We start from the raw sequence: 13844 nt of genomic DNA on the forward strand, positions 1-13844 counted from the left end.
GCTTATTGGATATCGTGCAATGCACAGCAGTTTTGATGAATCTCGATAGTGTAGAGATTCCGCAAACGCAAATAAAGTACAGATGGAAAAATGGAGGGTTACCCCTCCATTTTTGTTCGCTTAGAACTCTTCCGTACGCATGGCTTTTATTAAACTGACGCACATTAGCAATAACACAAATGTGAATGGCAGCGCAGTCGAAATCGCACCAGCTTGTAAGGCTTGAATGGCCTGAGTACCACCTATCCATAGCAAGGCGGCAGCAATCGCACCTTCCATCACTGCCCAGAACACACGCTGCGGGACTGGAGCATCGACTTTGCCACCCGATGTAATACTGTCGATCACTAGTGAACCAGAATCAGACGAAGTGATAAAAAAGACCAAAACCAGAATAATGGCTAAGCCTGAGAGCAATTCACTCAGCGGCAACTCATCAAAAGCCTGGAACATCGCTAGCGAGACATCTTTAAGACCTTGAGTACCCAAAGCACCAACTTGGTTTGCAACTTGGTCTATGGCCAAACCACCGAATACTGACATCCAAATCAGAGTAATGACAGTTGGGACAATCAGGACGGCAAATAGGAATTCTCTGACGGTTCTTCCTTTAGAAATCCGCGCAATAAACATTCCAACAAATGGTGACCAAGATACCCACCAGGCCCAATAGAAAACAGTCCAACCTTGGAACCAAGCTTCATCTTGTCTGTCGTGTGGGTTACTTAATGGGATGATGTTTTCAAAATAAGCCATCAAGGTCATTGGTATTGCTGAAAGCGTAGTCGAAAACGACATTAATCCGACAAATATCAACAAAGCAAAGGCAAGTAACATATTAATGTTACTAATAACTTTGACCCCGCCATCGATTCCTCTTACCACAGAAACCACAGCGAGAAGAGTCACGACAACAATCACCACCAGCTGAATCGTCAAACCCGATTCTAAGCCAAGCACATGTTGTAACCCACTCGCCGCTTGTTGCGCACCCAAACCTAGCGAGGTAGCCAATCCAAATAAAGTGGCTAATACTGCCAAAATGTCAATAATGTGTCCGGCTATACCCCAGGTTCTATCACCCAAAATAGGGTAGAAGATAGAACGGATAGACAGAGGTAAACCTTTGTTAAAGGAAAAAAACGCGAGCGATAGTGCAACAACTCCGTACATTGCCCACGGGTGAATGCCCCAATGGTACATGGTTGCACCCAGCGCCATTTTTGCCGCTTCAGGTGTGTTAGCTTCTACACCTAAAGGAGTCTCATACCATGCTGTGAAATACGCGACTGGCTCAGCGACACTCCAAAACATCAAACCAATGCCCATGCCCGCAGCGAATAGCATGGCCAGCCATGATAGACCCGAATATTCTGCCTTAGCTTCTTTACCACCAAGGCGAATTCGCCCAAAAGGTGATAGAGCTAAAATCAAACAAAATAGAACAAAGATGTTGCCAGACCAAATGAAAAGCCAATCAAATGAACCAATAATCTGCCATTTGAGTCCATCTAACTTACTTTTTATAAGCTCTGCATCCATTAGCAAAGTAATGGCCAAGAATAGCAGGATAAGGCTTGCACTTACTGCAAATACTGGATTGTGGACATCAAAGCCCCACTTTTGAACATTGTCTTGACCCACTTCATAGTCGGTACTTTCGATACTGTACTTATCGTTTACTTCACTCATAAATCAATCCTGAGTTGTGTTACTCCAATGGAGTCATTCCTTACACCACAATAAACCGAGGTGCAGACATTGCAGGCGCAGGATCCTAACAACTTTTACTATAAATATCAGTACACGAAGCAATATTTATCCAGTTCTCCATGTAAAAACAGTTATAACCGCTTAAAAACAGAAACTTATAAAAACAAAACAATCACAAATACTTTATTGATCTAAACGTTACAATGTCGAAATCAAAGCCATAACATCTATTACCCGAACCTTAACATTCGTATACTAAACATACGTAGCGTAATTGAACTAGGCTTTTCACTCATTGCCTCTTTAGCCACCTACTACGCAAGTGATAAGCAAATCAAATGGTTGAAACAATCAGCGAGTATCTAATCTTTTATGGTGGTAAACTAGTTGCGTTGCGGTTCCATTAAACAAGGCAGCTTGCAACATTTAGCAGTAATTCAGCACTTTTTTGGAAAGACTCTTGGAAAAACACGAAGAAGTTTTAGTCTCATTGAGACAAATAATCAGAGCGATAGATTTACACTCAAAAAAATTGAGTAAAGAAGCTGGGTTGACCGCACCCCAGTTACTGTTAATGCGATCTATTCGAGATCTAGGCGAAGTTACCATTAAGCAGCTTTCTGATCATACCAACATGAGTCAGGCCACTGCGACTACCATCCTCGATAGGTTGGAACGAAACTCTTTGGTTGAAAGAGTTCGCAGCCAAACAGACAAACGTAAGGTTCATGCTCATTTAACTCCTAAAGGGAAAGAAGCCCTCGCCACGGCTCCTCTACCTTTGCAACAGCACTTTGTAGACAAATTTCAAAAGCTAGAAGAGTGGGAACAAACTTTGTTGCTCTCTTCGATTCAACGCATTTCTTCTATGATGAACGCCGAAGATATCGAAGTTGCCCCGGTGCTGGAGATTGGCAGCATTACTAAGAACGAACAGGAATAGAGTTTAAGAATCCCTGACAAATGGCTCGGTAAATCTTACAGTGGATTGACAAAGAAGGGTGACAAACAACTAGACTGAGTTTATCCAAGTGATTGATACCCGACACGGTATCTTGGGTAACCCCTGAACTTAGCCGGCTGACCAACAGCCGGCCTTTTTTTATCTTCTAGCCAGCCGAGTTATCTAAATACGCTTGTTGAGAATTTAGGTCCGCTAATGGCTCAAACATAGCGAAATTAAAGTCTGACAACTTCTGTTGATTTAGGACTCGGTTTGGCCAATCTGGATTGGCGAGTGCTGTTTTACCTAATGAGATAAGATCGGCACCAGTCACATTGAACGCTTTTTCCACCTGCTCAGCTGTATGTGCTCCGCCGTTAACAATGATTGGCAAGTTAGTGGCTTTAGCAGCGATTTCTCCCATCGTTCTCTCCCTGCCTTCAATCATTGGTCTAGTGACATCATATTCGGTGATATGAAGATAATCGGCGCCACATTTTTTAACCTGTTCAAAAATGTACTCCGCTTCGTCCTCGCTATCCCATCGGTATTCGTAATCATTTACCTTACTCTGAGAAAAACGCACTCCAACAATAAAACCTGGAGAGGTGACAGTTTTAATTCCCTCGAGGATCTGAATGATGAGCTTCAATCGATTCTCTACACTACCGCCGTACTCATCTTGTCTTTGGTTAGTATATTTAGTCAAAAACTGATCGAGTAAATAGCCATTCGCTCCATGAATTTCCACTCCAGAAAAGCCGGCTTTCTGTGCTAATGTCGCTGCGTGGACGTAACCATAAATAACTTGCTCGATTTCTTTTTTAGTTATTTCACGTGGAACGCTATAGTCCCCTTCCCCATAATAAAATGTCATTTGTTGGCCTTTGGGTTTGACCGCAGAGGGTGCAATCGAAATTGGCTTGTACTTATTAAATTGGCTTAATGCTCCCCCATGCATCAGTTGGGCAATAATCTTTGTCCCTACTGTTTCACTGCGTTTGATAAGTCCTCGCCAAGAGTTCGCCTGTTCTGGACTAGTTAAACCGGGTTGGTTTCTGTAGGTCTGGCTAAATGCCTTATCGGTGTAAAGTCCTTCTGTAATTACAAGACCAAAACCACCGTTCGCATAAGACATGTAATAGTCTTCTACTTGCTTAGTAATCATACCGTAAGGGTCTGAGCTTACCCGAGTCATCGGTGCCACAGCCAAAGAGTTCTTAAATTCTGTTTTCGAAATCGTCGCTGGTTTATTGAATGTGTTGTGCTTCATTGTTCTCTCCATCAAGCCTTAAATTGGCTTACATCTGAATCAATCTGATAGGAGCACTTTATATAATTTACTAAATATTTATAATACTCAGTAAAATTGAAATACAGTTAACCAAAAGTTAAATATGCGTGACATTAACTACTTAGAAAATCTAAAGGTCGTGATTGCCATATTTGAGAAGGGAAACTTTACACGCGCCGCACAACATTTAAATCTATCAAATGCCCGAGTATCCAAGGTCGTGGATGATCTTGAGGACAATCTAAACGTCACTTTATTCAAGCGCTCAACACGAAGCATCAAACCGACTATCGAGGGAGAAAAACTGTACCGGCATGCAGTGAAACTTTTACAAAACTGGCAAGATGCGCTGGATGATTTGTCTAATAAGCGGGATGACTTATCCGGAACAATTACACTAGCCGCACCTCTATCGTGGGGGCTGTCAGTCCTATCACCGATTTTGTCGGCTTTCCAAGCACAGCATCCTGAGATACAAGTTAATACGGTGTTCGACGATGAATTTGTTAACGCAGGTACCACTGAGTTCGACGTAATCTTACGACTGGCTCACCAGCTAGAAGATAGTAGTCTTATATGCCGAAACTTGACTCAGTATTCTTATCACTTGGTTGCGACGGAAGATTACCTACAAACTAAAGTGGCTATTAGAAAAACATCCGATCTTGCTGACCATCACCTCTTGGTCTATCAGCAGCTAAATCAAGTATCAACAGAGTGGATTTTGACTGATAAAGGCAAGGAACATCGAGTTCGACCAACTCCGCATGTAACGTCCAACAATAGTCAGCATTTATTAAATTTGGTGCTTAAGGATCTTGGCGTTGCACACTTACCTAGTTTTCTCTGCCATGAACTGCTGCGTAGCAAAAAGGTGACCGAAGTTTTACCAGATGTTCCCAAAAGACACCTTAACCTCTATGCTTTGCGTAGAAAGTCTGCCGTGCCACCAGCACGCCTCATCGCCTTGCTCGACTTTATTTCAAAAGCTATTAACCAATAAAGCAGCCAATGGCTGCTCTATATCTAATTACAATCGGTTTTCTAGTGCTCTCGATGTTTTTGCATTATCTATATTTGAGCGCTATCGATTTACCGAGGTCATTAACACACCTGCACCAACAAACACGGAGCCAGTTAGACGGTTAAACAGCTTTGCCCTACCTTCACTCAATAACCAGCGAGTCGACACGGCTCCAATGCGTCCATAGATAAGTAACCAACTCAGCTCCATCACAACAAAGGTTGAAGCGAGCGTTAAGTATTGGCTCCACATAGCGACTTCAGGGTTGATGAACTGGGGAAAAAGAGCCGTGAAAAACAAAATGGCCTTAGGGTTACTTGCACCGACAACAAAACCAGAAAAGTAATGCTGGTACCACTTTTGTTGTGGTACATCAATTCTCGTCTCATCAATTTCAAATGAGTTCTGATTCGAACGAAAAGCCTGAACACCAAGGTAAATTAGGTAAGCCGCACCGATGTACTTGATGGCGGTAAAAACCAAATCAGATGAGGCAATGACTAGCCCTAGACCAGTAAAAGATAAGCTCAAAATTCCAGTGATTGCCGTTAGACTGCCAAGTGCTGTCAGTACTGCAGCATGAAAACCTTGAGTCGCTCCTTTGGTAACACATAAAAGAGAACTAGGTCCGGGGGAAGCAGTAAGCACGAGCACAGCCGCGCAATACGCGAGCCACATTTCAATTGACATAGAATTCATCCTTAAATTCATTTGATAGCTCTCTTCTTGAGAGCAATATCTCGATAGGTTATGCGTGTAGCTTGAAACCTTTTGTTCACCAATTAATTAGACGAGACAATAAAAAAGCCGAGTCATCAGACTCGGCTTTAACATAGCAGCTTAATTAGCAATCACAAAGATTAATCTTCAGATGATTCTTCGCTATCTTGGCTTGGAGCTTCGGAGTCTTGCGTCGCTTCAGCAGATTCTGGCACTTCAGCATCCTCTGAACCGTCTTCAATCAAGTCTTCTTCAACTTCATCAATGCGCTGCAGCCCTACTACATGCTCATCTTCAGCGGTACGAATTAGTGTCACACCTTGAGTATTACGTCCAACTTGGCTGACTTCAGAAACGCGAGTTCTCACTAGTGTTCCAGCGTCTGTGATCATCATGATCTCATCGCCTTCTTCCACTTGTACTGCACCTACTACGCTACCGTTACGTTCAGAAACCTTAATAGATACAACACCCTGAGTGGCACGGCTCTTAGCTGGGTATTCCGCAAGGTCTGTACGCTTGCCGTAACCATTTTCGGTAACGGTTAGAACATCGCCGTCTGACTTAGGTACAATCAAAGAAACCACTTGGTCATTTTCAGCAAGTTTAATACCGCGAACACCTGCAGCCGTTCGACCCATTGCACGTACAGCTTGCTCGTTGAATCGAACCACTTTACCTGCTTTAGAGAACAGCATGATATCACTGTCACCATCAGTGATATCGACACCAATTAGCGAGTCATCATCACGAAGGTTAACCGCAATCAAACCATTGGCACGTACATTAGCAAACTGATCCAATGACGTCTTCTTAACGGTACCGTCACCGGTTGCCATAAAGATGTACTTGTCATCGCTGAACTCAGTCACTGGCAAAATGGCTGTAATGCGTTCGCCATCTTCAAGAGGCAACAAGTTAACAATTGGCTTACCACGTGCAGTTCGAGACGCTTGTGGCAATTGATACACTTTCAATCGGTAGGTTTTACCACGTGTAGAGAAACACAGAATGTTGTCGTGAGTGTTGGCAACCAGTAGACGCTCGATATAATCTTCGTCTTTCATTCGCGTGGCACTCTTACCTTTACCGCCACGACGTTGCGCTTCGTACTCACTCAACAGCTGGTATTTCGCGTAACCTTCATGTGACAAGGTAACTACGACATCTTCACGAGCGATTAGCTCTTCCATGTCGATATCGTGAATAGCAGCGGTGATTTCTGTACGACGTTCATCACCAAATGCATCACGAACCGTTTCTAACTCTTCGCGAATCACTTCCATCAAACGTTCTGTACTTGCCAAAATGTGCATTAGTTCAGCAATTTCTTCTAGAAGCGCTTTGTATTCGTCTAGAATTTTCTCGTGCTCTAGGCCTGTCAGTTTATGAAGACGTAGATCCAAGATAGCCTGAGCTTGCTGTTCAGTCAGGAAATACTGGCCATCGCGAATACCGTATTGCTCTTCTAACCAGTCAGGACGAGCAGCATCAGTACCTGCACGTTCAAGCATTGCAGCCACATTGCCCAAATCCCAACCGCGAGCAACCAAGCCAGCTTTTGCTTCAGCTGGTGTTGGCGCGTTACGAATTAGATCAATGATTTCATCGATATTGGCTAACGCGAGAGCTAAACCTTCAAGGATATGGGCGCGGTCACGTGCTTTTCTCAATTCGTAGATAGTACGACGAGTGACAACTTCGCGACGGTGGTCAACGAAGCATTTCAGCATGTCTTTTAAGTTAAACAGCTGTGGTTGACCGTTGTTCAACGCAACCATGTTGATGCCGAATGTAGTCTGCAATTGCGTGTTGGCGTATAGGTTGTTCAGAACCACTTCACCCACAGCATCGCGCTTACATTCGATAACGATGCGCATACCGTCCTTGTCAGACTCGTCGCGCAGAGCACTGATGCCCTCAACACGTTTTTCTTTAACCAGATCAGCGATCTTTTCAATCAAACGAGCTTTGTTAACTTGGTAAGGGATCTCGGTAACAATAATGGTTTCTCGACCATTTTTATCCGTTTCAATATCCGCTTTTGAGCGCATATAAACTTTACCGCGACCCGTTTTGTAGGCATCCACAATTCCTTTGCGACCACTGATTAGTGCGGCAGTCGGAAAGTCTGGACCCGGAATATGGTCCATCAGCTGATCAATGGTAATGCTCTCATCATCAATGTACGCCAAACAGCCATTGATGACTTCTGTTAGGTTATGTGGCGGGATATTGGTTGCCATACCAACCGCAATACCGGACGCACCGTTAACCAACAGGTTTGGAATTTTTGTAGGAAGAACCGCAGGGATTTGCTCAGTACCATCGTAGTTAGGTACGTAATCCACGGTTTCTTTATCGAGGTCAGCAAGCAGCTCGTGAGAGATTTTTGCCATGCGGACTTCGGTATAACGCATTGCCGCCGCAGAGTCACCGTCGATGGAGCCGAAGTTACCTTGGCCGTCTACAAGCATGTAACGCAGCGAGAAAGGCTGTGCCATACGAACTATGGTGTCGTATACCGCACTATCACCATGTGGGTGATATTTACCAATTACGTCGCCCACGACACGGGCTGATTTCTTATATGGTTTGTTCCAATCATTGCCCAGTACATTCATCGCGTAAAGCACACGACGGTGAACCGGCTTTAGACCATCACGCACGTCTGGAAGAGCACGACCTACGATGACTGACATCGCGTAGTCTAGGTATGAACCTCTTAGCTCATCTTCGATGTTAACGGGCGTGATCTCTTTAGCTAGATCGCTCATAGAGCCAATATCCCTCTATAGTTTCGTATTTCGAATACGTTGAAGACCGAGAAATATAACACACAAAATACTGGCTAGGCATCTCTTTCCCCCTTGTTTTACAAGGTTGTGAGCTTAGTTGTGAACCAAGTGCCGAGAAATCAAACGCATTGTGGCTACCAGACTGATTTTTGTACAATAAATCACCACAAATTGACAAATCTTCCTATATGTCTCTGACGGAGTATAATGCCGAGAAACCGTTGTAATCAGTAAGGAGCAGCGATGAGCGCTCAGCAAAATGTTGACCCGGCAGAAATCAAGAAGTTTGAAGACATGGCATCTCGTTGGTGGGATTTGCAAGGCGAATTCAAACCACTGCATCAAATTAATCCTCTCAGGCTCAAATATGTAATGGATTGTGCAGACGGTATTTTTGGCAAGACTATTCTCGACGTAGGATGCGGTGGCGGTATCCTTGCAGAAAGCATGGCACGTCAGGGCGCCAATGTTACTGGTTTAGATATGGGTAAAGAGCCGCTTGAAGTGGCGAGGTTACACGCGTTAGAAACCGATACTAAACTAGATTACATTCAAAACACCGTCGAAGACCATGCAGCTGAGCGACCGCAGTTTTACGATGTTGTAACCTGTATGGAAATGCTGGAGCACGTGCCCGACCCGCTTTCTGTAATCCAATCTTGCGCTAAGTTGGTCAAACCTGGTGGGCATGTATTTTTCTCTACTCTAAACCGCAATTTCAAATCCTATCTATTTGCGATTGTCGGCGCAGAAAAGCTGCTCAAGATCGTTCCTGATGGTACTCATGATCATCAAAAGTTTATCCGCCCTTCCGAGTTAATCGGGATGGTTGACCAAACTGAGCTCAAAGAACAAGGTATCACTGGCCTTTTGTACAACCCTTTGACGGACAGTTATAAGCTAGGACATAACGTCGACGTCAACTACATAGTGCACACTAAACTTTCAGCGTTTTAATCAAGTTACACAGTTAGTATGAGTAGCCGTTTTGCTGCTCGTACTAATTGCTTTGACATCCCTCTCAATCAAAAGAATTAACTTATTGCCCTGACTCAAATTTGTGCACTTTGTTCCATTTTAAATCAACACGCTCTGCACCCAAATTTTCCTAAAAGATCAAGGAATTTTTTTTTGTTTGTGGTTATGAATTCAACGATCCAAAAACATAAGTTTTCTCAGTCCCCGTGACGTCTGTTTTCATTCGGTTAGTGTTTACTTACTGTTTTTTTTTTATTTTGCTACTTATCCACAACTCTTCCAAGATCTGTTACTTGAAATCACCCCCTCATAGCTCTATCTTGTAACCCGAATAGCCAAACACCCCTATATGTTGTGTTTACGCTATAATCAAAACATACAACAACGATCACAAAGCCAGCTTACTAGCTTGCATAAATTGCACAAAATAGAGCTTTAATCAGTTTTGTTAGGGAAATGAAGCAGAATGAACCAACAACTCACCGTCACAAAGCGTAATGGACGCAAAGAGAATATAGATCTCGAAAAGATCCATCGCGTGATCACATGGGCTGCCGAAGGATTGGACAACGTCTCTGTCTCGCAAGTTGAATTGCGTGCTCATATTCAATTCTACGACGGAATTACCACTTCAGATATTCATGAAACCATTATCAAATCTGCTGCTGATTTGATTTCTGAAGAAACTCCAGATTATCAATATTTGGCCGCTCGCTTGGCGGTGTTCCACCTGCGTAAAAAAGCCTACGGCCAATATGAGCCACCAGCGCTTTTTGACCATGTATCTAAAATGGTGGAAATGGGTAAATACGATGGTCATATTCTGGAAGACTACACCCGTGCTGAATTAGATGAGTTGAACGACTACATCGACCACAAACGCGACCTAGATTTTTCTTACGCTGCGGTTAAACAGCTAGAAGGTAAATACTTCGTTCAAAACCGAGTTTCTGGTCAGATCTACGAAAGTGCTCAGTTCCTATACATTTTGGTATCAGCTTGTCTGTTCTCCAAATACCCAAAAGCCACGCGTTTAGATTATGTAAAGCGTTTCTATGACGCCGCTTCTACCTTTAAGATTTCTTTACCTACGCCAATTATGTCTGGTGTACGTACTCCTACACGTCAGTTCAGTTCATGTGTCCTGATTGAGTGTGGTGACAGTCTAGATTCAATCAATGCGACTGCGAGTTCGATCGTTCGTTACGTATCTCAGCGTGCGGGTATCGGTATTAATGCAGGTCGAATTCGTGCATTAGGATCAGAAATTCGCGGTGGGGAAGCTTTCCACACTGGCTGTATTCCGTTTTACAAATACTTCCAAACTTCTGTGAAATGTTGTTCTCAAGGTGGTGTGCGTGGCGGTGCGGCAACGGTTTTCTACCCACTTTGGCACGGCGAAGCGCGCTCATTATTGGTACTGAAAAACAACCGTGGTGTTGAAGAAAACCGCGTCCGTCATATGGATTATGGTGTTCAGTTAAACCGCCTGATGTACCAACGTTTAATTGAAGGCGGCAACATTACTCTGTTCTCGCCTTCAGATGTTCCGGGCCTATATGACGCTTTCTTTGAAGATCAAGATAAGTTCGAAGAGCTGTACGTTAAATACGAACAAGACCCTTCAATCAAAAAAGATACTATCAAAGCGCTAGAGATGTTCACCTTGCTAATGCAAGAACGTGCTTCTACTGGACGTATTTACATTCAAAACGTCGACCACTGTAATACGCACAGTCCATTTGACCCAAGCGTTGCGCCAGTGCGTCAATCTAACCTTTGTCTAGAGATAGCGCTACCAACTAAGCCGCTTAACAATGTTGAAGACGAGTCAGGTGAAATTGCTCTATGTACTCTATCTGCATTTAACTTGGGTGCGATTGAATCTTTGGATGATTTTGAAGAACTGTCTGATCTTGTAGTTCGTGCTCTAGACGCTCTGCTTGATTACCAAGACTACCCGCTTCCAGCTGCGCGTCGCTCGACAATGAACCGACGCACTCTAGGTGTTGGCGTGATCAACTATGCGTACTATCTAGCGAAAAATGGGGTCAAGTATTCGGATGGTAGTGCCAATGGCCTAACACACCGCACGTTTGAAGCCATGCAGTACTACTTGTTAAAAGCTTCTGTTGCGTTAGCAAAAGAACAAGGGCGTTGTCCGTCATTCCACGAAACCAATTACGCAAAAGGCTTGCTACCTACTGACACCTACAAAGATGCGGTAGACAAGATTTGTGACGAACCACTGCATTACGATTGGGACGCACTTCGTGAAGAAATCATGGAGTACGGTTTGCGTAACTCAACGCTAACAGCGTTAATGCCATCGGAAACATCATCACAGATTTCAAATGCGACTAACGGAATTGAGCCGCCTCGCGGCTACGTTTCAGTAAAAGCATCAAAAGACGGTATCCTGAAGCAAGTGGTTCCAGAGTTTACTCGCTTAAAAGAGAACTATGAGCTGCTTTGGGACATCGGCCAAAATGATGGTTACCTGCACCTCGTTGGCATCATGCAGAAGTTCGTTGACCAAGCGATTTCTGCCAACACCAACTATGATCCAACCTTGTTCGAAAGCGGTAAAGTACCGATGAAAAAGCTGCTGCAAGATCTTTTGACTGCGTACAAGTTTGGCGTAAAAACGCTGTACTACCACAATACGCGTGATGGAGCGAAAGACGAGCAAGACGGAAAAGTCGAGCAACAAGATGACGATTGTGCCGGCGGCGGTTGCAAAATCTAACTAAGCGACAGAGAACAATGACAAGCCCTTTGCAGATTCAAAGGGCTTTTGAGGAAATAGAACATGGCTTACAGTACTTTTAACCAGACTAAAAACGACCAACTCAAAGAACCAATGTTTTTGGGTCAATCGGTTAACGTGGCTCGTTATGACCAACAAAAGTTTGAAATTTTTGAAAAGCTAATCGAAAAGCAATTGTCCTTCTTCTGGCGTCCCGAAGAAGTCGATGTCTCTTCTGATCGCATTGACTACAACAAACTACCAGAGCATGAAAAACACATCTTCATCTCTAACCTGAAATATCAGACTCTACTGGATTCAATTCAAGGGCGCAGTCCTAACGTTGCACTCCTGCCTTTGGTGTCATTGCCAGAAGTCGAAACTTGGATCGAAACTTGGTCTTTCTCTGAGACAATTCATTCCCGTTCTTACACTCACATCATCCGTAACATCGTTACAGACCCTGGTTTGGTGTTTGATGACATTGTGGAGAACGAACACATCCTAAAACGTGCAGAAGATATTTCTCGCTACTACGATGACTTGATTGAAGCAACCTCTGACTACCACAAGTACGGTGAAGGTAAACATGAAATCAACGGTGAAACCGTCGACGTTAACCTGTACGAGTTGAAGAAAAAGCTTTACGTGTGTCTGATGTCAGTGAACGCGTTGGAAGCCATTCGATTCTACGTGAGTTTTGCTTGTTCGTTCGCTTTTGCAGAGCGTGAACTAATGGAAGGTAATGCCAAAATCATCAAGCTAATCGCTCGTGATGAAGCACTACACCTTACTGGTACTCAGCACATGATTAACTTGCTGCGCAACGGTCAAGACGACTTCACCTTCATGCAAGTAGCAGAAGAATGTAAGCAAGAGTGTTTCGATCTCTTCAAAGATGCCGCAGAGCAAGAAAAAGAGTGGGCAGAATACCTATTCAAAGATGGCTCCATGATCGGGCTTAACAAAGACATCTTGTGTCAGTATGTCGAATACATTACCAACATACGTATGCAAGCAGTGGGTCTAGCTCCAGCTTATCCAGAAGCAACATCAAACCCAATTCCATGGATCAACGCTTGGTTGACGTCTGATAACGTGCAAGTTGCCCCTCAAGAAGCAGAAATTAGCTCTTACCTTGTTGGTCAAATTGACAACGAAGTCAGCGCAGACGATTTTGAAGACTTCGAATTGTAATGGCTCGAGTTCAGATCAATAACGCGACTGTTGTCGAAAGCAATCCAGCCGATACTCTATTGGAAACAATGGAGCGTGCTGGATTGGCTCCAGAATACAATTGCCGTGATGGCCACTGTGGAGCGTGCAAGTGTAGTTTGATCAGTGGTGAAGTCGAGTATGTCGGCTTCGCTATGGCTTATATGCAGGGTAATGAGATATTACCCTGTATAAGCCGAGCAAAGTCTGATGTCGAACTGAATAATGTAGACTACCGGCCTCTAGAAAAGCTGGCCTAACTTTATCTATTGCTATTTGGGCAGAATTATCTCTGCTCAATAGTTCGGACACAGATGTTTACCTCCTAAAAATTAAAATTCGCCATCCCATCACAAATATATCTTGCCTTTTATTAGAACTAGGCAGATATTGGTTTTCTCTTACCCTTT

The 13844-nt window shown here is 43.7% G+C and carries 10 protein-coding genes; 6 read left to right on the plus strand and 4 right to left on the minus strand.

The features are described 5' to 3' along the window. Positions 1–120: 120 nt before the first annotated feature. Positions 121–1692 (minus strand): BCCT family transporter, encoded by a 1572-nt coding sequence (locus ACXAFJ_RS06910; protein WP_475322353.1) that lies wholly within the window; start codon positions 1690–1692, stop codon positions 121–123. A gap of 481 nt (positions 1693–2173) precedes the next feature. On the opposite strand from ACXAFJ_RS06910, the gene ACXAFJ_RS06915 reads away from it, so the two are divergent. Then, complete coding sequence (locus ACXAFJ_RS06915) at positions 2174–2656, plus strand: MarR family winged helix-turn-helix transcriptional regulator (protein ID WP_475322354.1); 483 nt, start codon at positions 2174–2176, stop codon at positions 2654–2656. 166 nt (positions 2657–2822) lie between these two features. Here ACXAFJ_RS06915 and ACXAFJ_RS06920 read toward each other — a convergent pair whose 3' ends face one another. Next, the gene (locus ACXAFJ_RS06920) at positions 2823–3929 is read right to left on the minus strand and encodes an NADH:flavin oxidoreductase (protein ID WP_475322356.1); all 1107 of its coding nucleotides are present in this window, start codon (positions 3927–3929) and stop codon (positions 2823–2825) included. 124 nt (positions 3930–4053) lie between these two features. Between ACXAFJ_RS06920 and ACXAFJ_RS06925 the strand changes: the two genes are divergently transcribed. Then, on the plus strand, positions 4054–4953 hold the full coding sequence (locus tag ACXAFJ_RS06925; RefSeq protein WP_475322357.1) for a LysR family transcriptional regulator: 900 nt from the start codon (positions 4054–4056) through the stop codon (positions 4951–4953). Positions 4954–5034: 81 nt separating this feature from the next. Here ACXAFJ_RS06925 and ACXAFJ_RS06930 read toward each other — a convergent pair whose 3' ends face one another. Together ACXAFJ_RS06930 and gyrA are read right to left on the minus strand one after the other, a co-directional pair. Beyond that, on the minus strand, positions 5035–5664 hold the full coding sequence (locus tag ACXAFJ_RS06930) for a LysE family translocator (RefSeq protein ID WP_475322358.1): 630 nt from the start codon (positions 5662–5664) through the stop codon (positions 5035–5037). A gap of 170 nt (positions 5665–5834) precedes the next feature. Continuing rightward, positions 5835–8471, minus strand: a complete 2637-nt coding sequence (gene gyrA / locus ACXAFJ_RS06935; protein ID WP_475322360.1) for a DNA topoisomerase (ATP-hydrolyzing) subunit A — start codon at positions 8469–8471, stop codon at positions 5835–5837. 264 nt (positions 8472–8735) lie between these two features. On the opposite strand from gyrA, the gene ubiG reads away from it, so the two are divergent. The 4 genes from ubiG (at position 8736) to yfaE (ending at position 13694) form a co-directional block, all read left to right on the plus strand. Beyond that, entirely contained in the window at positions 8736–9449 is a 714-nt protein-coding gene (gene ubiG, locus ACXAFJ_RS06940; protein ID WP_475322361.1) for a bifunctional 2-polyprenyl-6-hydroxyphenol methylase/3-demethylubiquinol 3-O-methyltransferase UbiG, read from the plus strand. A 487-nt stretch (positions 9450–9936) separates the two neighbouring features. Beyond that, positions 9937–12219 carry a class 1a ribonucleoside-diphosphate reductase subunit alpha gene (gene nrdA, locus ACXAFJ_RS06945; RefSeq protein WP_475322362.1) on the plus strand — a complete coding sequence of 761 codons (2283 nt, stop codon included), beginning with the start codon at positions 9937–9939 and terminating at the stop codon, positions 12217–12219. A 63-nt stretch (positions 12220–12282) separates the two neighbouring features. After that, positions 12283–13416, plus strand: coding sequence for a class Ia ribonucleoside-diphosphate reductase subunit beta (gene nrdB / locus ACXAFJ_RS06950; protein ID WP_475322364.1), 1134 nt, complete (start codon positions 12283–12285; stop codon positions 13414–13416). Then, positions 13416–13694, plus strand: a complete 279-nt coding sequence (yfaE, locus tag ACXAFJ_RS06955; RefSeq protein ID WP_475322365.1) for a class I ribonucleotide reductase maintenance protein YfaE — start codon at positions 13416–13418, stop codon at positions 13692–13694. The genes nrdB and yfaE overlap by 1 nt, the downstream gene beginning before the upstream one ends. Positions 13695–13844 lie beyond the last annotated feature (150 nt).

The organism is Vibrio sp. ABH4_348, assembly GCF_056159765.1.